The organism is Marinibacterium sp. SX1 (assembly GCF_050389775.1).
GTDB lineage: Bacteria > Pseudomonadota > Alphaproteobacteria > Rhodobacterales > Rhodobacteraceae > Marinibacterium.
In genome coordinates this window covers 76,694-101,401 of record NZ_CP177149.1, presented here as the reverse complement: position 1 = coordinate 101,401, position 24,708 = coordinate 76,694, and the positions used below count along the sequence as shown (strand labels likewise).

The following is a 24,708-nucleotide window of genomic DNA, read 5'->3' as shown; positions in this document are numbered from 1 at the left end:
AGTTCAGACGCACTCCAGCACTGTGGCTATCCCCTGTCCTCCGCCGATGCACATGGTCGCAAGACCGGTCCTGCCGCCGGTTCGGCGCAGCTCGTATGCCAGCTTGACCAGAAGGATAGCGCCGCTGGCACCGATCGGATGACCCAGCGAAATGCCGCTTCCGTTGGGGTTGGTGCGGGCGGGATCGAGGCCGAGCTGCTGGGCCACCGCGCAGGCCTGCGCCGCGAAGGCCTCGTTCGACTCCACCACGTCCAGAGCCTCAACCGCGGCTCCCGCGCGCTCGAGCGCCTGCCGCGAGGCCGGCACCGGGCCGATCCCCATATGCGCCGGGTCGACCCCGGCCTGACCATAAGCGCAAAGCCGTGCCATCGGTGTCAGCCCGTATTTCTCGACCGCCTCGCCGCTGGCCAGAACCAACGCCGCCGCGCCGTCATTGATACCCGATGCATTGCCCGCCGTTACGCTGCCATCCGCCGCGAACACCGTGCGCAACTTCTGGAAATCGGCCAGTTCGGCATCGTGCCGGACGTGCTCATCTTCGGAAAATAACGCGGTCTTACCGCGCGACCTGATCTTGACCGGCAGGATCTGCTCCCGGAAATGCCCGTTCCGAATGGCTTGGGACGCCCGCCGATGGCTCTCGAGCGCAGAAGCATCCTGCATTTCACGCGAGATGCCGTAGGTGCCAGCGACGTTTTCCGCCGTTACCCCCATCAGCACGTCGAGAAAGGGATCGGTTAGCGCGCCGTTCAGCATATCGGCCAGCATCTGATCGCCGAGCTTGCGCCCGAACCGGGCCGACTGCGCCAAGAGAGGTGCCCGGCTCATACTTTCGGCACCGCCCGCTACTGCAATCTCTGCATCCCCCAGCATGATCCCTTGCGCCGCCTGGATGAAGGCCTGCATCCCCGATCCGCACAGCCTGTTCACTGTGACTGCAGAGACTCCCTGTGGCAGCCCTGCGTCCAGCGCCGCGACCCGCGCGAGAAACGGGTCGCGGCGGTCGGTGTGGATGACATTGCCGAAGACGGCGAGCCCGATCGCTTCGGGGTCAACACCGGACCGGCTGACGGCTTCCTTGCAGACCGCCGCGGCCAAGGTTGACGGAGGGATATCCGCCAACGCTCCTCCGAATGTTCCAACCGCCGTGCGTACGCCGGACACGATATAGATCTGCCGCATATCAACATCCGTCTATTGTGATTGGCCTCTTTGCCGTCGCCGGCACCTTACCTGCAGCGCGCCCGGCGCTCTGCGCCCAATTCTGCGGGACGGGTGTGCAAATTCACCGCGACCGTGCCCGAAACGGGCGCGTCACGGCCCGGTTCACCCGTCCGTTGAACGGGTCAGGTCTTCCCACTCCGCGATCTCGTGCCGCATGCGATCCAGCCGCGCGCTTACCAACCCGAGCGCATCGCTTCCCAGAAGGAGCTGCGGCGGTGGTGCGTCGGAGGCGATCAGCTCGAGAACGGCCAAGGCGAGCTTGTTCGGATCGCCAAGCTGCTTGCCGCTTTTCTCCTGCCGCGCCGCGCGGATCGGGTCAAAAAGCGCATCGTAATCCACAATCGAACGTTCGGTGCGGATCATCGAGCGGCCCGCCCAGTCAGTGCGGAACGACCCTGGGCAAAGAGTCGTCACATGTACATTGAATGGCGCCATCTCGGCGCGCATCACTTCCGAAATACCCTGCAGGGCGAACTTGCTACCGCAGTAATAGGCGATGCCGGGCATGGTGATCATGCCCCCCATCGAGGTCACGTTGACAATGAACCCGGCGCGTCGGGTGCGGAAGGCGGGGAGAAAGGCCTTGGCCACGGCAACCGCGCCGAAAACGTTCACGTCGAACTGGCGCCGCAACTCGTCCAACGGCGACTCTTCGAGGATACCTTCGTGGCCATAGCCTGCGTTGTTAATCAGCACATCGACAGGGCCGTGCGCCTTCTCAGTGCGCGCGACGATGTCCGGGATCGCGTCGAAATTGGTTACATCGCAATCCACCGGAACGACAGCGGGCAACCGTTCGGCCAGCGAGGCACGCGCCTCCTCCGAACGTACGGTCCCAATGACCTTGTGGCCCTGCTCTGACGCGGCTTTTGCGATGGCATAACCGAACCCGGAATTGGCGCCCGTGATGAAAAAGGTCCTATTCGACATGATGCTCCTCGTCTTGAAATTGCCTCTGTCTTGACGAATACTCTCTCAGAATCCGCTCTCTTAGTGCGTATCCTCTGTTCTTCTTGTCTGATCCTATGAAAATTGATGGCCATTCTGGCGCTCTTGCAGAGCTCGCCGCCACGCATGCACCGCGCACGGGGTACAATCCGACCGCGCTGGACGGAGTGCGGTTTTTGCGCTCGGACACCGTTCTGGAGGATGTCCCCGTGCTGTACCGGCCGGGCGCAGTCTTTGTCTTGCGGGGTGCGAAACAAGGGTTTCTCGACGGCGCCGTTTATCGCTACGACACGGACCATTACCTGGCCGTCTCTCTGCCGGTGCCGTTTCGCATGGCCTCGCAGGCCGACCGCGATGCGCCTTTGCTGGCGATCTACGTCGATTTCGATCTGCGCCTCGCCGCCGAAATAGCCAATATGCTTAGCAAAAGCGGGGTCATACAGCCGCCTGCCCCGGCCAAAAGCCTGGTGTCCAGCCGCATGACGCCGAGTCTCAGGGATGTATTGCGCCGTATGCTGCTGGCTTTGCGCGACCCTGTGGAATTGGCGGTCATAGGACCGGGGCTTATGCGCGAACTGCATTTCCGGATTCTGACCGGCCCGCAGGGTGGAGCGTTGATGGCGGCCCTACAGCACGAGGGTCCGACCGCGAAGATCGTGGAAAGCCTCGTGCGGATCCGCGACAGCTACAATACCCGGCTAACGGTGCCGGGTCTAGCCGCTGCCGCTGGCATGAGCGTTCCGTCATTTCACGCGCACTTCAAGGCCCTGACAGGCAACGCCCCCATGCAATACGTCAAGGCCATCCGGCTTCACGAGGCGCGCCTGATGATCGTGCGACAGGTCGGCACGGTTTCCTTGATCTCCGAGAAAGTCGGTTACGCGAGCCCGGCTCAATTCAGCCGGGACTTCCGACGGCATTTCGGCCGCAGCGCGACAGAAGAAGCGAAATGGATGCGTGAGCACCTTGGGTAGGGTGGTCAGGTTTGATTGAAACGCACCTCGGCGGCATCGAAATGTCGTGCTATCTTCGAGTAGGTTCATTGACGTCGTCATGGGATCAAAAGATCAAAAAGTTTCGGACTGGAAAAAGCCAGAGAAAGGGAAGCCCGGGTGCCGGGCTTGAAAGGATAGAGAGAGTCTCATCCGGGTCCGGCGTGACAAGGACCCTGACCATGGCCAAGACCTCTACCAGTCCGAAACCCACCACCTCAAAGAACACCGAAGCCGCTGGATCGGCAACGCCTGACGGCGCCACCGACATCCGGATGATCCCGCTCGACCAGCTGGAGCCGAGCCGGCTCAACGTCCGTAAGGTCGCCGCGAGCGCCAACGATGATGCAGAGCTCCTCGCCAGCATCCGCGAGACGGGCATCAAGCAGAACCTGGTGGTTCATTTGCTGTCTGAGACACGTTTTGCAGTCGATGCCGGCGGGCGCCGCCTCAAGGCGCTGAAGCAGCTCGCCGAAGACGGTGTGATCGCCGCAGACCACCCGGTGCCCTGCCTCATCGAGGATGAGCGCAATGCCATCCTGACCTCCGCCACCGAAAACCTACAGCGCGCGGCCATGCACCCGGCAGACCAGTTCGAGGCTTTCGAGGCGATGATCGGCGAGGGGCGTAGCGAAGACGAGATTGCGCTGAAGTTCGGCGTCTCCGTCGACTTGGTCCGCCGCCGCTTGAAACTCGCCCGTGTCGCGCCGGAGATAATCGAACAGTTTCGCGCGGGCGATCTGACCCTCGAATGCGTGATGGCGTTCACGCTGACAGACGACCATGATCGGCAACTGGCGGTCTGGAACGCGGTAAAGGGTGGCTATCACATCCATCCGCAAAGCATCAAACGCCAGCTGACCGAGACAGCGCACTCGGCGAACTCGGGCCTTGGGCGTTTTATCGGCATCGAGGCCTATGAGGCGGCGGGCGGCGTTCTGCTGCGCGACCTCTTCGACGATCGTGCCAGCGCCCATATGGAAAACCCCGAGCTCCTCGAGCGTCTTGCCATCGAGAAGCTGCAAACCGCCGCCAAACCGTTCGAGGCTGCCTGGAAATGGGTCGAGGTGCATCTCTCGGTGGATTACGGCGCGTTTCGCAGTTTCGGGCGGGTCTATCCGCAGGATATCGACCCTGATCCGGACCTGCTCGCCGAAGAGGAACGTCTCATCGCGCGCGAAGAAGAACTGGCGGCGCAGAATGACGGCGAGGATTGGACTGACGCGGAGACGGAAGAATACTACGCCATCGAGCCGCGCCTGCGTGAGATCGAGGCCTTGCAGCGCGAGCGGCACCCTTATACGGACGAAGATCGTGCCATCGCGGGGGTTGTCCTGACCATCGGCCATGACGGGGAGTTACGCGTCGAGAAGGGCCTTGTTCGGCCCGAGGATATTCCTGCGGCGCCCGAGCCCAATGAGACCACCGCAGATGCGGATGGCGCCCCCTCCCCTGCCCGCCCACATGTGACTCCGCCGACCTCCTCCACGCCGGTGCCGAGCTCCGACCCGGCCGCAACCTTACGCAAGGCAGACGGAATTTCGGCAAGCCTGGCCGACGATCTGCGCGCGACGCGCCAGCATATCCTGCGGGCGCATCTGGCGGCGGATTTCGAGGTGGCTTTCGATGCGATGCTCTACGCGCTCTGCGAGCAGGCTTTGGGGCGGTCCTACAACAACGAGGCGCTCGATATCTCGATCCGTCCTTTCCAGGCGCAAAACCGCGAGGTACTGCATGCGGACACCGTCGCCCAGAAGATGCTCGAGGCGCTGGAACAGGATCTCGCCACTGACTGGATGAAGCTGGAGAAACCCGATGACTTCCGGGCAATGTCAGCACTGCCGATCGAAGACAAACAGGCGCTCTTCGCCTGGGCGTCGGGGCTGGCGGTCAAGCCGCAGCTCTCCTCCGACAATCGCCCCTCCCCTGTCATCGAGGAGATTGGCGTACGGCTCGATGTCGATGTGTCGGCTTGCTGGCGCCCGACGGCGCAGAACTACTGGGGCCGGGTCAACAAGGGGCATGCGGTGGCCACGGCACGCAAGCTGATCGGCGACGACTACGCCGAGGATCGCAATCGCGAGCGCAAGGGCGATCTCGCAGCCGCGATGGAGCGGGCGTTCGCGGAAACTGCTGGCGAGACGGAGGGTTTCGACGCCGCGACGGTCGCCGAGGTGACCCGCTGGCTACCCGACGGGATGGTGTTTGCCGGTGCGAAGGAGGCTACTACCGACATGGGTAACCATGCGCCCGAGGCCGAGGCAGGCGACGCGCCCGCCGCAGACGCTCTGGCCGAGGCGGAGAGTGATGAACCGTCGTCCTTGCCCGCCTTCCTCAGCGAGGATGCAGCCTGACGAAGAAAACACCGGTGTGATTACCACATGAACTTTGGGCCGTCCTCACTTCGAGGGCGGCCCTTTCCGGCTGGCGGGTTGCCTACAGCCGATATCGGATCGGCTGGCCCGTCCCGGAGATATCCCATGACCACCACACTCGATCTCGATCCCGTCGAGGAAGCCGCACTCATTGCCGCGCAGAACGATGCGTTTCGTCACTCGATCCTCGGAAACACCCCCGTCGCCGATGCCCCGCATGGCCAGTTCGTGATGACACGTGGAGTCGCGGCGCTTGGACCTGACGCCCAACTGGAACTGACCCGCCGCGTTGCCACATTTGACGCCTTCGATGCCGACAGCGACCCGCAGGGATGGCACGAAATGGGGGTCATCGAATTCGATGGTACGACGGTCTGGTTCAAACTCGATTTGTACGACGTCGACTACCAGTACGGCTCGCCCGAGCCCTCTGATCCCGAACAGACGCGTCGGGTTCTGACCCTGCTTCTGCCGTCGGAATACTGACGCCTCCAATCCCTACTCACCGCCCCGGACCGCCCTTGCACAAAGGGCGGTCCTTTCGCGCTGGCGGGTTCCCCGGGGTCGCGATGATCGCATCCTGCCCGCCGCAGGAGAACAGACATGGCTAAACCGATCGACTACGAGATCACGCTGCATCCCGCCCACCGCGACGGGGCCTTTATCGTCACCAAGTTTCAGATGATGGAGACCTATCCGCATAGGCGCATCCAGGCCGCGGGGATGGATGACCTGATCAACCAGGTGACGCAGTTCGCGATGGAACATGGCGCGAGCTGCCGTGCTGCAGTGCGCTGCCTGGCCCCACGCAAGCCACCCGGCTTCGCAAAGGCGACGGCGGAGCTTTACTTCAACCTCGAGGACCGCACCGGGACCGCGTGCGGTGACGCGGCCCGTTGAGCGCAAGCATGTGACATGGGTGGCCCTTGATCGATGGCCACCCTCCCCTTCCACTTTTCCAGGATCGAAGACATGAAACAAACACCAGATTTCTACGCGCAGATGCTCGAGTCCCAGAGACGCGCTGCCGAGCAGCGGGTAATTGCCCGCGCGGCACTTCTCACCGAGCTGCGCGCCCTCGGCGTGACCGGCCTCAAGGTGCAATATGAAGGCTACGGCGATTCCGGCAATGTCGAGGATGTCATTGTGACCCCTGATACGGCCACCCTGACAGATGAGCAGCGGCGCCGCGTCGAAGACTTCGGCTGGGACTTCGCCTATGCGCTGAGCCCCGGTTTCGAGAACAACGAAGGTGGCTATGGCGAGCTGACCTGGTCACTGGAGGCGGACAAGATCGATGTCAGCCACTCGAACCGCTATATCGCGTCTGAGACCACCGAACACGAGGGGCTCTGACATGGCACATCCCCTCCATCACGCTGAAAGCTCGGCCCGAAAATTCGGCGGTGTGCCTGAAGATTACCAACATGTGCATGACTGGTTCGATGCGTCCAAGGAACACCTCGCGATCTTTACCCATCGCGCACACCGGCATCACACGCTCGGGATCTTCGAGGCCGAGCGGCTGTTTGGCCGCAGCCTGATCAACAGCGCGGGTCGGGTCGTTCCGATCCGCTGGATTGGCGAGCAGCATGTGCGCGAGGACTGCCAGGGACGTATCCCGTCGCTGGCCGACTGGTTGGGGCGCATTCAGCCGGAGTCGTGGATGGCCAATGGGCGGATCGACAACGACCCGACGCAGATTGGCAGCGATCCACGCGCCGTCTGGATCGAGGCAGTTGCCACTCACCAAACCATTCTCGGTTTCGAGGATTGGCTCCTGAAAGTCTCTGTCGAGCACGTCCAGCATCGCCAGAACCGCGCCGCCGCCTGATCCGCCAGTCGGCAAAAGCATCAACCACCTGACCACGTCCCAATCGACCCGTTCGCGCCACAACCGGCTCGGCGGGTCGATTGCGTTTCTAGAAAGGACATCGATATGCAAGACCCTATCTACGAGGAGGCCTACCAAGGCCACGTCATCAAGATCTACCACGACCCCGATGCTGAAAGCCCGCGTGAGTGGTGCAACCTCGGCACGCTGATCTGTTGGCATCGGAGATACCGGCTTGGCGACTGCCACCAGTTCGACAGCCCTAAGGCGTTCCTGCGCGACCTCGCCGATGTTTCGGATCAAAGTAATCTCTCGTTGGTACAGTTGCTCGACCGTGCGGAGCGCAATGCGATCCTGCTGCCCGTCTTTCTCTATGATCACTCTGGCCTCGCGATGAACACCATCGGGTTTCATTGCCCGTGGGACTCCGGCCAGGTCGGCATCGTCTACGCGACGCTCGAAGCGGTCCGGGAGGAGTTCGGTGTGAAACGCGTCACCAAGGCGCTGCGCGAAAAGGCTGAAGACATCCTGCGGGGCGAAATCGTCAGCTATGATGCCTACCTCGGCGGTCGGGTCTATGGCTATGTCATTGAGCAGGATGGCGAGGAGATCGACGCCTGCTGGGGATTCGTTGGCGACTATGAGACGGGCTGTTTGCCCGAGGCGCGACAGGCTGTGCCAGTACGGTCGCCTGGTCAAATACCCCAGTCCGCTGCCGCTCAAGCGCAGGCTCACCCTTAGCAACCGGCACAGGTGGCAAACGCTCCCTTTCTTGCTGCAATCCCAATTGGTCTCGCATTGCTGCAATGCAGAAAAATTATGGCCTGCCTATTGTGCGGCTGCAGCATAGCCACTATTTTGAAGTTGAGATCGGTTCTCTCCTCCTCCCTGAGCCGATCTAAGCTAAACGGAGGCATCCACCTCCTCCCGGATGCCGCCTTTTTCTTTTTCAGAGCTCGTCCTGAAGGTTGTCCGGGTGCGTACGGCTACCGAGCGGTCGACGACGTGCCCGTTTCGGATGCACAGGGCGCAAACCACCCAAGACTTAGGCGAGCTGGCAATGCCTCAAGCTGACAAGGGCTTACGCGGCAGCACCCACAGCCCCATCCCCAGATTCTGGGGATAACTTTCCGCTGCCGGGACGGAGTTCAGCACTCCCAAGAAAGAGCAAGAGGCAGGGCGGGAGGGGTGACCCCTCCCGGGTGAGAGAGTGCGCGCGGGGCTTGGGGCCAACCCTCAACCCTGGAGATTGCCGATGAACGCTCACCCCCATTCCGTCCCCCTTGCGCCCGAGGTCGAGGCCTCTGTTCTGCCGGATGCCTCGCGCTTCGCCCACAACCTGATGCAGGCTGCGAAAATCCTTGTGCCCTTGTTCGAGGCGGGCAGGTCCATCGACGCTGCCGCCCTTCGCGCCGCCATGGAAGATGCCTTCGGCGCCAGCGACACCAGCGGTGCCTGGGTCTGGAAGGACGCCTACGAAGCGGCAGAAGTCGCGCAGATCCTGATGCTTTCGCGCTACGGCGCATTGATGCAGCGCCAGGCCGCCTCACCACAGGCCTTCCTCACCATGATCGAGCGCCTCGCAGGGCTGGCCCCCTCCCACACGCGGCGCTCCGAAGACAGCGTCCGTCTGCAACAATTCTCGACCCCTCTGCCCCTTGCGGCCAGCGTGGCCCAGGCGACGGGGTTTCGGGATGACGACCTGGTGCTCGAGCCCTCGGCCGGAACCGGCATGTTGGCGGGTTTCGCGCGGATTGCAGGCGCTCGACTGGCGCTGAATGAACTCGCCGACTCCCGCCGGGCCTTGCTGGGACATCTGTTCCCGGAGGCTGTCCTGTCTGATCACGATGCCGCGGCGATCGACGACCGCCTCGACCGGTCGATCTCGCCCTCGGTAATCGTGATGAACCCGCCGTTTTCAGCGGCCAACCATGTCGAGAGTAAGTTCCGGCAGGCCACCAGCCAGCACGTTCTGTCCGCCCTCGCGCGCCTCGCGCCGGGCGGACGTCTTGTCGTCATCACCGGCGAAAGCTTTCGTCCCTCCACGAAATCCTTCCAGTCGACGTTTCAGCGTATCGGCCAAAGCGCCGATGTCGTGTTTTCCGCCTCCATCGACGGCAAGGTCTTTGCGCGTCATGGCACCACGATCGACACTCGGCTCACGGTGATCGACAAACGCCCGGCTGGCCACCAAGAGACAACGCCGGGCAATATCGAGGCCGTCTATCATCCGATTTGCGCAACAACGGCCGATCTCCTCGCGTCAGTTCTGACCCATTGCCCGGAGCGCCGGAGCCCCCCGCCCTGCCCTACAAGTTCGGCGTTGTCGGTTCCGTCCGGCCCGACGCGTACGAACCTGCACGCCCTGCGAAATACCGCCCGCAAGGAAACCCGTGCCCTCGCCGAAGAACGCGCGAAGCACCCGTTCGATGACATCGAAACAGCCCGTCTCGACTACCTGCCGAAAGACTGGAGCCAACCAGAGGGCACGCTGCAGGACACGGTCTATGAGGCTTACGACCTGCAGGCGATCCAGATCGATGGCGCGGCAGAACACCCAACCGCGCTGGTGCAATCCGCGGCCATGGCCTCGGTGCCGCCGCCCGTGCCGAGCTACCGTCCCGTTCTGCCGAAGAGCCTCGTCGCGGACGGCCTACTGTCAGCGCCCCAGCTCGAAAGCGTCGTTTATGCGGGTAATGCGCATGAGGTCCACTTGAAAGGCTGGTTCAAGCGCGGCGAGATCGAAGGCCAGCTGATGGCGGCGGCTGAGGGTGACGAAGGCGCCTTCCGGCTGCGCAAGGGCTGGTTTCTGGGCGATGGCACTGGCTGCGGCAAGGGGCGGCAGGTTGCGGGCATCATCCTCGACAACTGGCTGCAGGGGCGTCGGCGCGCGGTCTGGGTGTCAAAAAGCGACAAGCTGATCGAGGATGCGCGTCGCGACTGGATGGCGCTCGGGGGGCGCGAAAGCGATATCGTGCCGCTCTCGAAATTCCGCCAGGGCAGCGAGATCCGGCTTCCCGAGGGTATCCTCTTCGTCACCTATGCCACGCTGCGCTCCACTGAGCGCGAGGGCAAAGCCTCCCGCCTCGATCAGGTCACATCCTGGCTCGGGGAAGGCTTCGACGGGGTCATCGCTTTTGATGAAAGCCACGCCATGGCGAACGCCGCCGGCGAACAGTCCGACCGCGGCGAAAAGAAGGCTTCCCAGCAAGGTCTCGCCGGCCTCGCACTGCAGAACGCGGTTCCTGATGCCCGTGTCCTCTACGTCTCGGCCACCGGGGCGACGGTCGTCGGCAATCTTGCCTATGCCTCGCGTCTCGGGCTTTGGGGCACCGGCGATTTCCCCTTCGTGACGCGAGCCGAGTTTGTCGCCGCGATGGAGGCCGGGGGCATTGCCGCAATGGAGATGATCTCGCGCGACCTGAAGGCGCTTGGGCTCTATCTTGCGCGCTCGCTTTCCTATGCCGGAGTCGAATACGAGATGCTGGTGCATGAGCTGATGCCCGCCCAAGTCGCGATCTACGACAGCTACGCCGATGCCTATCAAATCATCCACAATAACCTCGAGGCCGCCCTTCAGGCCTCGGGCATTTCCTCTGAGACGGGCACCTTGAACGCCCAGGCGAAATCCGCCGCGCGTTCGGCCTTCGAGAGCAACAAGCAGCGCTTCTTTAGCCATCTCATCACCGCCATGAAGTGCCCCTCGCTCATCCGCTCGATCGAAGCGAACCTGGCGGCGGGCCATTCGGCGGTGATCCAGGTGGTCTCGACCAGCGAGGCGGTGATGGAACGCCGTCTCGAAGACATCCCGCCCTCGGAATGGGACGATCTTCAGGTCGACTTTACGCCGCGGGAGGCGGTCATGGAGTATTTGATGCACAGCTTCCCGACGCAGCTTTTCGAACCCTACACCGACGAGAATGGCGATCTGCGCTCTCGCCCGGCACTCGATGGTGACGGCAACCCGATCATCTGCCGCGAGGCGGAGCGGCGGCGCGACGATCTGGTCGAGCATCTTGGTGCCCTCGCCCCGGTGCAGGGCGCGCTGGACCAGATCCTCTGGCATTTCGGGGGCGATGCCGTCGCCGAGGTCACCGGGCGCAAGCGGCGCATCGTGAAGACGCGCGAGGGGCGGCTCAAGGTCGAGAACCGGCCCGCCTCCTCCAACCTTGGAGAAACCCAGGCCTTCATGGATGATGCCAAGCGCATCTTGGTTTTCTCTGATGCGGGTGGCACGGGGCGCAGCTATCACGCCGATCTGGGGGCCAAGAACCAGCGTCTCCGGGTGCATTACCTGCTGGAGCCCGGCTGGAAGGCCGACAATGCGATCCAGGGGCTGGGGCGCACCAATCGCACCAACCAGGCGCAACCGCCGCTCTTCCGCCCCGTCGCGACCAATGTGAAGGGCGAGAAGCGGTTCCTCTCCACCATCGCGCGCCGCCTCGACACGCTCGGGGCGATCACCAAGGGGCAGCGCGAGACCGGCGGTCAGAACATGTTCCGCGCCGAGGACAATCTGGAAAGCCCCTACGCGCGGGTTGCGCTGCGGCAGTTCTTCTACAAGCTGCGTGCGGGCAAGATCGAGGCTTGCTCCTACGCGAAGTTCCAGGAGATGACCGGGCTGACGCTCGATGAGGCGGATGGCACGATGAAGGAGAACCTTCCGCCAATCCAGCAGTTCCTGAACCGCTGCCTCGCGCTCCGCATCGACATGCAGGACGCGATCTTCGAGGCCTTCGGCGGGTTCCTTTCGGCCATCATTGAGGATGCGCGCCAGGCAGGCACGCTGGATGTCGGTCTCGAAACCCTGCGCGCGGAAAAATTCGAAATTGTCGACCGCAAGGTCATCTTCGAGCACGAGGCGACGGGTGCGACGGCAACCGCCCTGACCGTCGAGCGTATCGATCGCAACGATCCGCTGACCCTTACTCGGGTCAAAGCGATCTGCGCGGATAACAAGGGCGCGACGCTGTGCTGGAACAAGACTTCCAAACGTGCCGCGCTGATGGTGAAGGCACCGGCCTTCATGGATGAGGGCGGCGTGCCGGTCCTTCGGGTGAAGCTCCTGCGGCCCATGGCTACCGAGATCCTCGCCCTCACCGAGTTTTCGAAATCACACTGGGAAGAGACCGATGATGCGATGTTCGAACAGCTTTGGCAGGCCGAGGTCGAGGCGGTGCCGGAGTTCACTACATCGAAAATCACTCTGATCTGCGGCCTCCTCCTGCCGATCTGGGACCGGCTGCCCGCCGATAACATGCGCATCTATCGGCTGCAGACCGAGGATGGGGAACGCGCCATCGGCCGTCTGGTCAGCCAGGAGCAGCTTCTGAACGTCTACGCGCGGCTCGGCCTCGACTGTCAGATCGAGATGTCGCCTCAGGAGGTCTTCGCCGCGGTGATGGAGGCCAGGACGACCTTGAGCCTGCTCGGCGGCTACCAGCTGCGCCGCTCATTGGTCATGGGCCAGCCGAGGCTCGAGCTCATCGGCGCGTCGGGCGCGGCTCTGCCGGGACTGAAAGCCTTGGGCTGCTTCACCGAGGTGATCCAGTGGAAGACGCGGGTGTTCATCCCGGTGGATGGCACCGGTGTGCTGGCGCGCGTGCTCGCCGAACATCCGGTTGGTGCCAGCGCTGCGGATGCTGCCGCATGAGCGCGCGGCGCAGTATTGCGGACCTCTCGGCCGATCTGGCAGACCGTGCCGAGAGTTTCTGCCGCCACTATTTCCCCGAGGGGTGCAAGCAGGGCAACTATTGGCAGGTCGGCGACACTTCGGGCGCAAAGGGCCAGAGCCTCGCCATCCGGCTCCACGCGCAGGGTGGGCGCAAGGCGGGGTCCTGGGCCGATTTCGCGACGGGTGAATATGGCGACCTGATCGACCTGCTGCAGGAACGGCTTGGGTCGGCCACGCTGAAGGAAACGCTGAGGGAGGCCCGGTCCTTTCTCGGCGAGGCCCCCTGCCCTGCCGTGCCGCGCGACACCCAAACCCGTGAGCAACCAGATGCCGCCTCGAGCAAACGCATCGCGCGGGCGCGCAAGCTCTTTGCCGCTGGAAAGCCGGTTCTTGGAACTCTGGCCGCCAGCTATCTGCAAGGGCGTGGCATCACACGGCTTGGCCCGGCCCTGCGCTATCATCCGCGGGTCTTCCTGCGGCGGGACGAGGACGATCCCGATCCGCCGCTAAGGGCCCCTGCCCTGCTCGCTAAGATCACCGATAATCGGGGCCAGATCACCGGCTGCGCGCGGCTCTATCTCGATCCGTCCACCGGCGGTCTGGCCGCGATCGAGAGTCCGAAACGGATCCTCGGGCAGCTTCACGGCCATGCCATCCGCTTCTGGTCCGGCTCACCTCGCAGCGATCTCATCGTCGGCGAAGGGCTCGAGAACACCCTCTCGGTCGGAACGGCTCTCGCGGAGTTCGATCTCGCCTCCTGTCTCACCGCCAGCCATCTAGGCCTCTTCATTCCGCCGCCGGGGATCAAGCGCATCTGGATCGCGCGGGACAATGACGAATCTGGCCGTAACGCATCAATAAGATTGCGTAACCAACTGGAAACGCTTGGAATTGCCTGTGGTGAACTCGTGCCCAATATGGGCGATTTCAACGACGATCTGCGGGCATTAGGCAAGGATGCGCTGCGTAAGTCCCTTCTGAAGGCCATGTAAGAGCAAGGTCTGGGGATCGAGGACGGGACGACCGCCAACCTCCTCGCGGATGCCTGACTGGGCAAAGGTTCCGCCGGTTCGATCTGATCCCGTTTGGACAAGGGGAGCGATGGACCGGCGGGTCGGGGCTGAGTGCCCCTCGCCCGGGCAGCAATGCGCCCCGAACCAGAAAATTCCCCTGCCCCTTCGGGCCATTCCTCGCGGGAGCAATTTTCCGGCCCGCGGCGCATTCTCCGCTGCGCTCCGATCCTGACGGATGCGGCCCGGTCGCCGCCGGTCCTGGTATCGCCCCATCCAAATCGGGTCAGATCAAACAGAGGAACCAGACAATGCCCCATCAGACAGACATCCCCGAGGAAACCGGCGTGACCGCCGCCATCCTCGACCATCTCGCACTTCACGGCGCAACGCCTGGGCCCGGCGAGACCGATCATCGCCCCCTGCCCCAGCCTGACGAGGTCGAGCTCGCCATGGCGACGCTCTTTGACACGACCATCGGCCTCCTCACCGGCAGCCAGTTGGAAGACAATCTCGAAGAAATGCTCTGGTCCCTGACCTCGATCTTCCATCGCCGGCTCACCCATATCCAGAAGCTCCTCGATGACAATGAGTTCGAGGTCCGGGAAAGTCTGGCCATCCAGGACGGCTCCGAGGTCGCCTCGGTCGAACTCGAGCGCCTCCAGATGATCGGGCTCAAGCTCTGGGACCATCGCGACGCCTTCGAGCAGATGCGTGATCTGGCGGTGGACCACTTCTCGGCCGCCACGGGCTCGCCCTGGCTGCCCCGCACCGGATCCAAGGTCTCTCATCGCGGCCTCACCTCCGCCGTGGTGGACAGCCGGGCCTATCTATCGGCCAAGCGCCGCAAGGAGACCGACGTGCACTGCCCCGAAGGCACGCGGATCGCCTTCTCGGGCGGGGACTATCAGGCCTATGAACTGATCTGGTCCGTCCTCGATGCTACCCATGCGAAATACCCGGACATGGTGCTCTTGCACGGTGGCACGCCCAAAGGTGCAGAAATGATCGCGGCCCGCTGGGCAGATACTCGGGGCGTCACCCAGGTGGTCTTCAAGCCCGACTGGAAAAGCCACGGCAAGGCCGCCCCTTTCAAGCGCAACGACAAGATGCTCGAGACCGTGCCGCAAGGTCTGATCGCCACCCCCGGTTCGGGCATCACCGAGAACATCGTCGACAAAGCCCGCAAGCTCGGGATCCGCATCAAGAGGATCGGGGCTTAGGCCCCGGTTCCACCATGATATCAGGCAGAGCGCCTTGTGCGGTTCGCTTTGTGAGTTCGCAGAGGTGCGCGGTTCTGCGGGATTTGGTCTGGCAGACTGCTGAGTGTGTTAACACCATTTCTAACTGGTGGCTGTGGCGAGACCCTCTGAAGCCGCGTGACGCTCTCGTCGTCCCGTGATCAGCGGGATGTTCGCCGAAAGGCACCCCATGTCGGCCAGGAAACTGACCAATCCGACGATCGTCTTGAACTCGCGCAACTTGAAGACGCTACGGCTCGTGACAAGCATCTTCGCGTCCTGGCCATCCTCCGTCACAGCGTGCACGACCCAGGAGCCATACCAACTGTTGTGGCGCTTCTCGGCAGTCTGGTTGCAGATCACCTCGATGAGGTAGCCACTTGAGAGCAGATCGCGCAGGCCATCCTCGGTGACCACATTCGGTGTTGCGCCGTCCAGCTGCTTATCCTCTTCACTTATGCCAGCACGTATCGGGATTGGAGCGGGCTCGAGCTTTGGTCCGATCTTCCGCGTCGCAAGCGTCGTTTGCTCAGTTTCGCGATGCCATACGGGACATCCTCGAAGTTCGTAACGCGGTCGGGGATAAAGTCGTCGGGAAGAGATGCGCGTGTCTTCGCCCCGGCATTTCGTCTTCTCCAGCCTGTCAGATCACTTTCCGCTTGGGGCCTCTGGTGTCTCGACCGAGGAACTGAATACGGGTCGGTGTCGCTTTGCGATAGGTCGTGGTGTGTATCGGATGATCAGGCGTGACTGTGCAAGGAACACTTCGGCGTTCCTGGCTGTCAGCAGTTCACCCTGTTTCCTTCGCGGCCGCCGCACTTCTCCTTTTGTCTGAGTTGCATGACATGCTGGTCGCAGCTGTCGTCCCGTCCACAAAGGTTGTCGCCGATCTTTTTCCCCTGACCCTGCGGGCCATTCCTCGCGAGGCAAAAAGACCGTCGCCTGCCCCTCTCCGCTACGCTTCGCCTTCGGTGTGGCCAGGCCTTGGCCAGCTGCAAGGTGACCATCATTGCAACGCAAACAAGGAGAAGAGCAATGACCACGAACTGCATCAAATTCACCAGCGCCGACATCGAAACCGCCAAGGGCGTCGGCTCCATCTCGACCCTGACATTCGACCTCGACATTACGGTCGAACCCGTCGCGAGCTCGAAACCGATGGCCCCCACGCACCGCGTCCTCGGCCGCTCCCCGCGCGGCAAGCTGGTCGAGTGCGGCGGCATCTGGAAGAAGCAGAACAAGGAGACCGGCGCCGACTACTACACGCTGACCATCCGCGACCACGGCTTCAACGCCAACCTCGGCAAGGCCGCGAACCAGGACGATCTGTCCCTGCAGGCCGTGATCCCCTGGGGGCCGAAAGACGCCGCTTAAGCCAAAGGCCAGACCGCTCCAGCGGTCTGGCTGCACCAAGCTTCGAGGTTTTTGCACGCGTGCAAAATCACCTCGGCGGCTCAGGTTGCTGTCCGTATTTTCAATCGGTGTAGCCCATATTGTGCGCCGGAAATCCTGTAGGCGTACAATATCTGTACATTTCCTCAAAAACCGTGCTATTTACAACTCGGAGCGATTCCGTGAGAGAATCGAAAATGAGAGCGGTGCAATGGGCGGCAGTATAGAACAGTTCCTTCAAGAGCTCGAGCGGGGCCTTGGGCGGACCATGGTCTCGGTCAACAAGGAGTTGACGATGCGTGAGCGCATCAAGCGCTCTTGGTCGATGCGACAATGTGCTCGCTTCCTGAATATTAGCCATCAGCATCTGACGAAGTTCGCTAAGGACAATGAGGATTTTCCTGCCGGCAAACATGTAGGGCGCGAACGTGTTTTCACACTGACGGAGCTGATGCACATTCGGGCTTTGATGGCTGCCTCAGCAAAGCGGCCTGAGCATTTTCTTGCTTGGCGCAAACCCGACGATCGTTTGCCCGTCATTTCATTTGCAAGTCAGAAAGGTGGCACGGCGAAGTCGCTTAGTGCTGCGCACTTCGCTCAATACCTGAGTCTGCACTACGGCATGCGAGTCGGTGTCATGGACGCTGACCCCCAGAGCACGATTACGCTCTACTTTGTTGGCGGCGAAGAAATGCCAACTTTGCCAGATGACGAAACTCCGACGATGGTTGACTTCGCGGGGCTGTTTCAGACCGACGATTCCATCCCTTACACTGACTATGATGCGGAGACGCTTGACGGGTTCTTCAAGAAAACCTCTTGGCCGGGCGTGCGACTAGTACCTGCGCATGGCGAAACCTCCGAAGGCGAAATTCAGATCGCGAGGTTGTTGCGAGCGGGTATCCCGGAGAAGCGGTTCTATAGGTTCTTGAGAGACTCCATAGATCGTTGGAAGGAGGGGCATCCACCGGTTACCCGTCCGAATGAGCTTGTGAGCAACGGTAGGGTCGACCAAGCGAAGCTTGAAAGTGCCCTGAGCGAGACCTTGGACTGCATCATTATCGACTATCAGCCTGCGCTGACACTGTTCCAGCTGAACAATGTAATGGCGTCTACTTCGTTGATTATCCCGCAGACGATGAAGGGGTTCGACATTGCGACCTTGTCCACCTTTGTGACTGGTCTCCTAACCATGCTGCGCCACATTTTCGCGACGGATCGGATCGATATGGGCGGTGCGGCGCATATGCTGTTGCCGACGATCGTCCAGAGAACAAATGAGCAAGATCTCACACAGGTCGGCAACCTGCTCGAAAACTGCCCAGATGAGGTGCTGCCGGTATTCTATCTTCGCTCCGATGCTATTTCGAACGCATCGGACGTTTATCAGTCTGTCTACGAGTACGACCCTGATACGCCAGGCAAGCGAAAAGGCATCAACAGGTTCATCGAGAATGCTGACGCAGTGAATGACGCCATCGTCTCACGCCTCTGGCCTGGTCTTGAGCGTGGCTATGCCGACGATTGGATGCAGAACTTCTACAATTTTGAGGAGGAAGCCGAATGAAGCGAACACTGAGCAGCTCGGTCCTCAAGAAAAAGTCCACGCGCCCAGATGAGGATGTGTCAGCGGCTCCTGGAACTGGTGCAAGCGAACATGTTCACGAAGACGAAGCGAAACTGGTTGGTGGGGTTAAGCCAAGACTGGGCGGCTCTGGCAGTGCTTGGAAGGCCGGAGCGCTTTCAGACGCCAGCCAGATGCTTCAGGTCGAGCGCGCGCAGGTCGTGGAGCGCATTCTCGCGGGTCGACATGAGTTGCAGATTGATCCATCCCAGATCGTGGACGTGATTGGATCGGACCGGCGTGAAGATTGGCGCGACCAAGAGGCATTCGAGAAGCTCAAAGAGAGTATCGAGAAGAATGGTCAAGATACGCCCATTCATGTTCGGCCAGCAGATCCTGATTGGCGACCGGATGAACGTGAGCCCGAGAACGTAGAAGGCGTGACATTCCAGTTGATCGTGGGTCGGCGACGCCATGCGATCCTTGAAGCTTTGGGATTGCCTGTCCGCGCTATTCTGGTTCCACAATCTCTTCGGGGTTCCCGTGAAGAGCAGTTCGAGATGCTATTCATGCGCTTCCGGGAGAATGAGGAACGTGAAAACCTCAGCGCTTTCGAGCACCTGGTTTCGATAGGCGAGATGTTTGAGCGGCTACAAGATGCCAAACCGGACGAGAAGATAACTGCAACCGAGTTCGCCAAGCGTGTGGGTGTCCATAACAGCGCGGTATCACGTGGTCGCGCTGTCTATGCGGCTAGAGGTGAGATTTTGCACGCGTGCAAAGATGTCTACGATCTCAGCCACCGTGACCTCGAAAAGGTTCTTGGCGACCTGACTAAAAAGCCGTCCAAGCCTGCAAAAAAGAAATCGCAGAGCCCAAAGAAACTCACGGTACAGCGAAAGATCGGTTCGCGGAAATTGAGTGTTACAGGGCAGGGCGGGAAGCTCTCGGTCGCTGCCACGGGGCTAACATTGGACGAGGACATTCTCAGAGGTTTGAGTGATGTCATCGCTGAGTACTTGGAGAAACACGGATCGAAGTAAGAGGCAGGAGCCGCGGAGACGGTGGTCTTCGATCCAAACGAGGTAAGAAACAGGAGCGGATATGCTTTGAGATAACGGCAAAAGAAAAGCCCCCAAGCTGAGGGCCTGAGAGCTTATCAAGATTAGTTTGGTCGCTATCAAGATAGTTCTCCGGCGAATCACTGTCAACAGCAACGCTCCTGAGCGAACGGGATTCTTTTGCCCTCCATCAAGCAGAGGAGGCGAGAACTATCCATGAAACATACAGGTTGGCGCAAGCCGACACCGGGTCTTGGTATTGCAGAGCAGCTTGCCCAAGCCGGTGAACAGGTAGCTGTATCCAAAACACGCGCGTTCGTCGCCGTGAAGCGGGTGGGAGCTTACATTGGCCTCAAGGCCGGAGACATGATGCTCCTCGACACGCTCGGGGCCTTTACCCAGGCTCATGACTGGGAGGAGGGGCAGCGCCCGATCGTCTGGGCATCGAACGCCTATCTGATGGAGCAGACCGGGTTCTCGCTCTCCGCGCTCAAGCGCCATGCACGGCGCCTAGCCGAGGTCGGTGTGATCTCCTTCCAGGACAGCCCCAACGGAAAGCGCTGGGGTCGCAGGGATACCGACGGGCGCATCGTCGAGGCCTATGGCTTCGATCTGTCGCCGCTGTCGGCTCGCGTTGAAGAGTTCGAGGAGCTTCATGGCGACTTGCAGGCTGAACGCGAGCTCTGTCAGCGCCTGAAGCGCCAGATCACGGTGGCACGTCGTATGATCCGGGCTCGGATAGAGGCGGCCGTGAGCAGCACGCTCCGCGGCCCCTGGGCACAGTTCACGGGTCTCTTCGAAGAACTCCTGGACCGGCTTCCGCGCCGCCACGAAGCTTCCGAGCAGCTTGCACGGTTGCTGGGCTGGTTCAAGGAGCTCCAGGAACGCGTCGAAGCTGCCTACCTCAAGGCAACTGAGGTCGTTCAACCTGTGGAAAAGATGCCGGAAACCAAGGAACAAGTTTCTGAGAAGACTCCAGAAATGAACCCCAGGGAGTTCATTTCTGACCCTCACATACTAATTACAAATCAACTTGGTCCTGTAACATGTAATTCCTCAAAAAATGAGGAAGTCGCGGCCGTGGTGCCCAATGCTCAACCCGAAGACCAGGTTGATAGAGAGCTGGAAGAATGGGTTGCCGAGGTGCGCAAGAAGCGCGCTGCGCTGGATCTGCCCACCGTGATGCAGGCCTGTCCCGAATTCGCATCCTGGGCGCGCAATATGGGCGGGTTCCTGAAAGATTGGGGTGATCTGCACAGGGTTGCAGGCCAACTCAGGCCGATGATCGGAGTGTCCGAGCATGCCTGGAACGTAGCGCAGGACCGTTTGGGCAAACAGGTGGCAACAGCCGCGCTGGCGCTTGTCTTCGAGAAACATTGCGCAGGCGAAGTTTCCTCGCCGGGCGGATATCTGCGCGGAATGGTCGAGAAGGCCGGGGCAGGGGAGCTGCATCTCGAGCGCAGCTTCTATGGCAGGCTCAGCGGGCAGGCGGCGTGATACAGCATTTCCAGTTTTCATTGGCTTTGAGGATCGGTTCTTCGCGTTCGAGCTATAGGCGAGAGGCAGCGAAAACCGATGCATCCGAAACTGGAAATGCTCTTGGGCAGAGAATCAGAGGCCGGCAGCCTTGGTCAGGTTCACGCGGAACCGGTCGCGTCGGCGCTGGTAGCGACGAGTCATCTCTGCCGAGGCATGCCCCAGCTGCTTTTGGACGTAGCGTTCGTCAACTTCGGCCGAACTGGCGAGCCCGGCGCGAAGGCTGTGACCGGAGAACAGTGCCAGGCGCTCTTTCTCGGTCAACTCGGATCGGATGCCGGCGTCTAGGACGGTGCGCTTGATCAGGCGTGCGACATGCTTGTCGTTCAGCCGTGTGTCGAGGGCGCGCTTGCCATCGCGCGAGGTGGCGACGAAGACCGGGCCGAAATCGATCTTCGCAAAGTGCAGCCATTGCTCAAGAGCATGCACGGGGCAGGTCTGATCCTTGGAGCCGCGGCCAATCTCGACTTCACGCCAACCGGTCTTGGCGTTGAGGGTCAGGAGGGTGCCTTTCTCGAAGATCTCTATCCAGCCGCCGGAGTCCGGCGTATCGTCTTTGTGCACGTCGAGGCTGACGATCTCCGAGCGGCGCAAACCTCCGGCGTAACCGAGCAGCAGGATCGCGCGGTCCCGCAGTCCGCGCAGGTCGTAGGGCAAGGTGGCAACCATTGCGAGGATGTCTTCCGCCAGGATCGCTTCCTTCTGAACCGGTGGTCGCGCGTGTTTGCGCTTGATCCCCGCAAGTACCGTCGCGATGTGCCGGTTCTTTCGGTCGAGGGAAAAGCCGCGTTGCGCGTAGTTCCAGGTGAGGCCCGACAGGCGGCGGTCTATGGTCGAGACGGATAGGGCAGGGGAAGGACCTGATCCGGAGGCCAGGTCCGCGAGATAGAGTCCGATCATCTCGGGCGTGGGGGGCAGGGGCTCTGTGCCTTTCATCCGGCACCAGCGCGCGAAATGCGCCCAGTCCTTTGCATATGCCTTCAGTGTGTTGTCCGACGCGGCCGAGCGCGCGTAGTCACGCGCGGTGTTGACCAGTCGATCGAGCGTGCCGGACCCCGCGACATGGGAGGGCAGGGCGATACCGTCGCTTTCCTCTTGATCTCGCTCGTCGACGCGAGCACCATCCAGTTCATCAGAGGGCGCTGACGTCGATTTCTCGGTCTCTGAAGCCATTTTCCACTGAATCCGGAAATGAAATTGAACTGCTTATCAGCTTATTCTTTTATGTCCGATAATGCAAACTTATTGGACATAAAAGAGAGCGGCAAGGCGGGGCGGTTCTTGTGCTATTTTGTGGCAAAAAGCGCCGCGCTGATATAGGTTTCACGCATGACTTTCGCCCGGCTAGATCACATCAGCGACCTCGACACGTTACCCCGGATGCCTGCCTGGGTCACCTCTGCACGCGCTGAAACCCTTGAAGATGTTGCGTTTTTGTCGGGTTCGGCGCTGAATCACCTGCATCTTGTGTTGGGACGCGAGGAGGTGCCCCAAGCCTTGTTGCGGGACCGGCTCGCGCTGCGCGCGGCCGAGGCTTGTATCGCGTTCTCTGGGCGGCCGGAGCGGGCAGGGGAGCTGCGCGACGCGGTGCACCTGCTGCGACCCGGCGATCTGCCCGGACCGGCGGGCGAAACTAGCCTCGCCTGGCGGCGCGCTGTGGAACGGCCGGTATCGATCAAGGCTCTGGGTCGAGCCTTGCCGACCCTCGAGCAAGGCCAGATCGCGACTTGGCTATATGCGGGGCAGGGGGCGCCCGTTGGCCGAGCTGCGATGGTGCTCGAGGCAGTACTTCGCGCGGCACCGCGCGCAGAGGTTGCGGCGCTGATCCTTGCGGAGGCGGCCCTCGCCCAGGCTCTCGGTTGGGATCATCTCGTGCCGCTGCTGGCCCCTAGCCTGAAACGCGCCGACCTGCGCAAGCAAGGCGATGACCTTCGCTTGGCCTGTCATCGGGCAATCATCCCTTCGGTGATCGAGGCCGCCAAGCATGCTGCCGACCTCGCGCGTCGGGCGGCGCATCTCAAGTCAGTCGCACCCAAGCTGCGGGCCAACGGGGCGGGCGACGCGGTCGAGATGTTCCTGACCCGAGATGCTGTGGCGCCGTCGGCCTTGCCATTGCAGGATCGAGCCGCGCGGCGGCTCTGCGACCGGCTGGTCGACCTTGGTGCGGTGCGCGAACTGACCGGGCGCGACACTTTCCGGCTCTACGGGGTGTAGCGATGGCGAAGGATCGCTCAGACCCCGAACTGGATCGCGAGTTGCCCGACCTGCCGCCTGAGCTGCGCTGGCGGGAATGGATGCGCCGGATCGAGGCTGTGCTGTTTGCCTCCGCCTCGCCTGTCCCGCGCCAAGACCTCGCCCGTGTCGTGGGGCAGGGCGCCTCAGTCGATCTGCTGGTCGAGGACCTTGCCGCCGAGCTGGAGGGGCGGGCGTTCGAAATCGCGCAGGTCGCCGGCGGCTGGATGTTCCGGACCCGGGCGGCCTATGCGCCCGCGATCCGGGCGGCGGCGGATATCGGGGATCAGTTTCTGGATCTCAGCGAGTTCGACACCGCGGTCCTAGCCGCTATCGCCTATCACCAGCCGATCACGCGCGACGGGCTCAATGACATCTTCGGCAAGGATATCAGCCGGGAATTGATCGGGCGATTGCATGCACGCGGTCTCATCGGCACGGGGCCAAGATCCCCACGACGCGGCGCGCCTTATACCTTTGTGACGACCGAGCAGTTCCTAGTCGCCTTCGGGTTGGAGAGTTTGCATGACCTGCCCGACAGGGAGCAAATGGAGGATGCGGGTTTTCAGAGGGAGCCACCTCAGGTTGGCGTTGGCTGAGTTCCCACTGCTTTTCGCGAATAGTTACTTCTCAATACAGGTTTCGGAAATGGGGAATCGTGCGCCACGCTTGGCGGACAGAATGGCGCTCTGTTGCACAAATCGGGTGATGGCCGAGTTTCCCCTTTCCCCGGACGGACCTATCCCACAGGTTCCGTAATGGGTATGCCGAGCGCGGTGTAGCCGTTCAGCACGGCGATACGGACTTGGATCTCCGCGACTTGGCGGTCGAAGTCTCGCGCCATGAGGCGCTGCCCCAGAAGCTTTACACAGTGCATCTTCGTCTCGACGCGGCTCAGGCGGTCGTATCCGCTCCATCGTCGCCACAGTGCGCGACCGAGGTATTTGGTGGCGCGCAGGATTTCGTTTCGCGCGGCGGCACCGGCGGTGATGGTCTGCCACGGCTTCGCGTTCTTGCGCCGTGGGACGACAGCGTGAGCGCCGCGATCTGCGATGGTCTCATGGCAATTGCGCGTGTCATAAGCGCCATCGGCGGTCACCGAGGTGGATCTTGCGCCAGACCCGCCGTTTAGTGCCACCATGCTTGCGGGCGTGCCACTCGCCTTCGCCCTCGACCTTGATACCAGTGCTGTCGATCAGCAGGTGCAGCGGCCTCTTGGAGCCGCGATACTGGATGTTCACATCCAGGGTCTTCTGACGACGTGAGAGGGTGCTGAAATCAGGCACCTGCCAGTTCAGACCGACCAAGCGCAACAGGCTCTCGACAAAGCCGGTCGTCTGCCTGAGCGCCATCCCAAAGAGCACTTTCATCGTCAGGCAGGTTTGAATGGCCGTGTAGCTGAAGGTCTGCTGACGGCCACGCCTGCCTGTCGCACGGCATCCCAGCTCATCTCGGGGTCAAACCAGATCGTCAGAGAACCGCGGCGCTTGAGCGCTTCGTTATAGGCTGGCCTGTTCGTGGTCTTGTAAGTCGTTTGTGTCGGTCTGCTCATGCATCTTTGCTACCACGCTGGATTCCCATGATGAATCCCACACCGGATTTGTGCAACAGAGCCTAAGGCCGGA

The 24,708-nt window shown here is 61.8% G+C and carries 20 protein-coding genes and 1 pseudogene; 16 read left to right on the top strand and 5 right to left on the bottom strand.

Annotation, left to right across the window (positions count from 1 at the left end):
- Positions 1–3: 3 nt before the first annotated feature.
- The gene (bktB, locus tag ACK3BB_RS25570) at positions 4–1,182 is read right to left on the bottom strand and encodes a beta-ketothiolase BktB (protein WP_428929548.1); all 1,179 of its coding nucleotides are present in this window, start codon (positions 1,180–1,182) and stop codon (positions 4–6) included.
- A 144-nt stretch (positions 1,183–1,326) separates the two neighbouring features.
- Positions 1,327–2,154, bottom strand: a complete 828-nt coding sequence (locus ACK3BB_RS25565; RefSeq protein WP_428929547.1) for an oxidoreductase — start codon at positions 2,152–2,154, stop codon at positions 1,327–1,329.
- 95 nt (positions 2,155–2,249) lie between these two features.
- Here ACK3BB_RS25565 and ACK3BB_RS25560 point away from each other — a divergent pair, with 95 nt between their 5' ends.
- From ACK3BB_RS25560 to ACK3BB_RS25515, 10 genes are all read left to right on the top strand, one after another.
- Positions 2,250–3,146, top strand: a complete 897-nt coding sequence (locus ACK3BB_RS25560) for an AraC family transcriptional regulator (RefSeq protein WP_428929546.1) — start codon at positions 2,250–2,252, stop codon at positions 3,144–3,146.
- A gap of 200 nt (positions 3,147–3,346) precedes the next feature.
- Complete coding sequence (locus tag ACK3BB_RS25555; protein ID WP_428929545.1) at positions 3,347–5,518, top strand: ParB/RepB/Spo0J family partition protein; 2,172 nt, start codon at positions 3,347–3,349, stop codon at positions 5,516–5,518.
- 126 nt (positions 5,519–5,644) lie between these two features.
- Positions 5,645–6,025 carry a DUF3768 domain-containing protein gene (locus ACK3BB_RS25550; protein WP_428929544.1) on the top strand — a complete coding sequence of 127 codons (381 nt, stop codon included), beginning with the start codon at positions 5,645–5,647 and terminating at the stop codon, positions 6,023–6,025.
- Positions 6,026–6,142: 117 nt separating this feature from the next.
- Positions 6,143–6,439, top strand: coding sequence for a hypothetical protein (locus tag ACK3BB_RS25545; protein ID WP_428929543.1), 297 nt, complete (start codon positions 6,143–6,145; stop codon positions 6,437–6,439).
- Positions 6,440–6,511: 72 nt separating this feature from the next.
- A complete protein-coding gene (locus ACK3BB_RS25540; protein ID WP_428929542.1) occupies positions 6,512–6,895 on the top strand; it encodes a DUF6878 family protein in 384 nt (127 codons plus the stop codon).
- Position 6,896: 1 nt separating this feature from the next.
- A complete protein-coding gene (locus ACK3BB_RS25535; RefSeq protein WP_428929541.1) occupies positions 6,897–7,373 on the top strand; it encodes a DUF6915 family protein in 477 nt (158 codons plus the stop codon).
- Between the two features lie 105 nt (positions 7,374–7,478).
- Positions 7,479–8,114 carry a hypothetical protein gene (locus tag ACK3BB_RS25530; RefSeq protein WP_428929540.1) on the top strand — a complete coding sequence of 212 codons (636 nt, stop codon included), beginning with the start codon at positions 7,479–7,481 and terminating at the stop codon, positions 8,112–8,114.
- A 514-nt stretch (positions 8,115–8,628) separates the two neighbouring features.
- Positions 8,629–13,026 carry a strawberry notch-like NTP hydrolase domain-containing protein gene (locus ACK3BB_RS25525; RefSeq protein ID WP_428929539.1) on the top strand — a complete coding sequence of 1,466 codons (4,398 nt, stop codon included), beginning with the start codon at positions 8,629–8,631 and terminating at the stop codon, positions 13,024–13,026.
- On the top strand, positions 13,023–14,039 hold the full coding sequence (locus tag ACK3BB_RS25520) for a DUF7146 domain-containing protein (RefSeq protein WP_428929538.1): 1,017 nt from the start codon (positions 13,023–13,025) through the stop codon (positions 14,037–14,039). The genes ACK3BB_RS25525 and ACK3BB_RS25520 overlap by 4 nt, the downstream gene beginning before the upstream one ends.
- Positions 14,040–14,368: 329 nt before the next feature.
- Positions 14,369–15,280 (top strand): DUF2493 domain-containing protein, encoded by a 912-nt coding sequence (locus tag ACK3BB_RS25515; protein WP_428929537.1) that lies wholly within the window; start codon positions 14,369–14,371, stop codon positions 15,278–15,280.
- A 120-nt stretch (positions 15,281–15,400) separates the two neighbouring features.
- Here ACK3BB_RS25515 and ACK3BB_RS25510 read toward each other — a convergent pair whose 3' ends face one another.
- Positions 15,401–15,715 carry a hypothetical protein gene (locus ACK3BB_RS25510; protein ID WP_428929536.1) on the bottom strand — a complete coding sequence of 105 codons (315 nt, stop codon included), beginning with the start codon at positions 15,713–15,715 and terminating at the stop codon, positions 15,401–15,403.
- A 618-nt stretch (positions 15,716–16,333) separates the two neighbouring features.
- Between ACK3BB_RS25510 and ACK3BB_RS25505 the strand changes: the two genes are divergently transcribed.
- The 4 genes from ACK3BB_RS25505 to repC all read left to right on the top strand — a co-directional run bounded on the left by ACK3BB_RS25505 (position 16,334) and on the right by repC (position 20,812).
- The gene (locus ACK3BB_RS25505; RefSeq protein WP_428929535.1) at positions 16,334–16,672 is read left to right on the top strand and encodes a DUF736 domain-containing protein; all 339 of its coding nucleotides are present in this window, start codon (positions 16,334–16,336) and stop codon (positions 16,670–16,672) included.
- A 229-nt stretch (positions 16,673–16,901) separates the two neighbouring features.
- Positions 16,902–18,257 (top strand): ParA family protein, encoded by a 1,356-nt coding sequence (locus ACK3BB_RS25500; RefSeq protein ID WP_428929534.1) that lies wholly within the window; start codon positions 16,902–16,904, stop codon positions 18,255–18,257.
- Positions 18,254–19,297 (top strand): ParB N-terminal domain-containing protein, encoded by a 1,044-nt coding sequence (locus ACK3BB_RS25495; RefSeq protein ID WP_428929533.1) that lies wholly within the window; start codon positions 18,254–18,256, stop codon positions 19,295–19,297. The genes ACK3BB_RS25500 and ACK3BB_RS25495 overlap by 4 nt, the downstream gene beginning before the upstream one ends.
- 234 nt (positions 19,298–19,531) lie before the next feature.
- Positions 19,532–20,812, top strand: coding sequence for a plasmid replication protein RepC (repC, locus tag ACK3BB_RS25490; RefSeq protein WP_428929532.1), 1,281 nt, complete (start codon positions 19,532–19,534; stop codon positions 20,810–20,812).
- 114 nt (positions 20,813–20,926) lie between these two features.
- Here repC and ACK3BB_RS25485 read toward each other — a convergent pair whose 3' ends face one another.
- The gene (locus ACK3BB_RS25485; RefSeq protein ID WP_428929531.1) at positions 20,927–22,024 is read right to left on the bottom strand and encodes a tyrosine-type recombinase/integrase; all 1,098 of its coding nucleotides are present in this window, start codon (positions 22,022–22,024) and stop codon (positions 20,927–20,929) included.
- Between the two features lie 156 nt (positions 22,025–22,180).
- Between ACK3BB_RS25485 and ACK3BB_RS25480 the strand changes: the two genes are divergently transcribed.
- Positions 22,181–23,065: a DUF1403 family protein gene (locus ACK3BB_RS25480; protein WP_428929530.1), complete on the top strand. Its 885-nt coding sequence runs from the start codon at positions 22,181–22,183 to the stop codon at positions 23,063–23,065.
- Between the two features lie 2 nt (positions 23,066–23,067).
- Positions 23,068–23,682: an SMC-Scp complex subunit ScpB gene (scpB, locus tag ACK3BB_RS25475; RefSeq protein ID WP_428929529.1), complete on the top strand. Its 615-nt coding sequence runs from the start codon at positions 23,068–23,070 to the stop codon at positions 23,680–23,682.
- A 140-nt stretch (positions 23,683–23,822) separates the two neighbouring features.
- Here the strand turns inward: scpB and ACK3BB_RS25470 are convergent.
- Positions 23,823–24,635, bottom strand: a pseudogene (locus ACK3BB_RS25470) (IS5 family transposase).
- Positions 24,636–24,708 lie beyond the last annotated feature (73 nt).

Coding starts and splice junctions, on each gene's coding strand:
- ACK3BB_RS25530 (WP_428929540.1), top strand. CDS start 7,479: ATGCAAGACCCTATCTACGAGGAGGCCTACCAAGGCCACGTCATCAAG.
- ACK3BB_RS25500 (WP_428929534.1), top strand. CDS start 16,902: ATGGGCGGCAGTATAGAACAGTTCCTTCAAGAGCTCGAGCGGGGCCTT.
- ACK3BB_RS25550 (WP_428929544.1), top strand. CDS start 5,645: ATGACCACCACACTCGATCTCGATCCCGTCGAGGAAGCCGCACTCATT.
- ACK3BB_RS25545 (WP_428929543.1), top strand. CDS start 6,143: ATGGCTAAACCGATCGACTACGAGATCACGCTGCATCCCGCCCACCGC.
- ACK3BB_RS25535 (WP_428929541.1), top strand. CDS start 6,897: ATGGCACATCCCCTCCATCACGCTGAAAGCTCGGCCCGAAAATTCGGC.
- ACK3BB_RS25560 (WP_428929546.1), top strand. CDS start 2,250: ATGAAAATTGATGGCCATTCTGGCGCTCTTGCAGAGCTCGCCGCCACG.
- ACK3BB_RS25555 (WP_428929545.1), top strand. CDS start 3,347: ATGGCCAAGACCTCTACCAGTCCGAAACCCACCACCTCAAAGAACACC.
- ACK3BB_RS25520 (WP_428929538.1), top strand. CDS start 13,023: ATGAGCGCGCGGCGCAGTATTGCGGACCTCTCGGCCGATCTGGCAGAC.
- repC (WP_428929532.1), top strand. CDS start 19,532: ATGAAACATACAGGTTGGCGCAAGCCGACACCGGGTCTTGGTATTGCA.
- bktB (WP_428929548.1), bottom strand. CDS start 1,182: ATGCGGCAGATCTATATCGTGTCCGGCGTACGCACGGCGGTTGGAACA.
- ACK3BB_RS25525 (WP_428929539.1), top strand. CDS start 8,629: ATGAACGCTCACCCCCATTCCGTCCCCCTTGCGCCCGAGGTCGAGGCC.
- ACK3BB_RS25480 (WP_428929530.1), top strand. CDS start 22,181: ATGACTTTCGCCCGGCTAGATCACATCAGCGACCTCGACACGTTACCC.
- ACK3BB_RS25505 (WP_428929535.1), top strand. CDS start 16,334: ATGACCACGAACTGCATCAAATTCACCAGCGCCGACATCGAAACCGCC.
- ACK3BB_RS25495 (WP_428929533.1), top strand. CDS start 18,254: ATGAAGCGAACACTGAGCAGCTCGGTCCTCAAGAAAAAGTCCACGCGC.
- ACK3BB_RS25485 (WP_428929531.1), bottom strand. CDS start 22,024: ATGGCTTCAGAGACCGAGAAATCGACGTCAGCGCCCTCTGATGAACTG.
- scpB (WP_428929529.1), top strand. CDS start 23,068: ATGGCGAAGGATCGCTCAGACCCCGAACTGGATCGCGAGTTGCCCGAC.
- ACK3BB_RS25540 (WP_428929542.1), top strand. CDS start 6,512: ATGAAACAAACACCAGATTTCTACGCGCAGATGCTCGAGTCCCAGAGA.
- ACK3BB_RS25515 (WP_428929537.1), top strand. CDS start 14,369: ATGCCCCATCAGACAGACATCCCCGAGGAAACCGGCGTGACCGCCGCC.
- ACK3BB_RS25565 (WP_428929547.1), bottom strand. CDS start 2,154: ATGTCGAATAGGACCTTTTTCATCACGGGCGCCAATTCCGGGTTCGGT.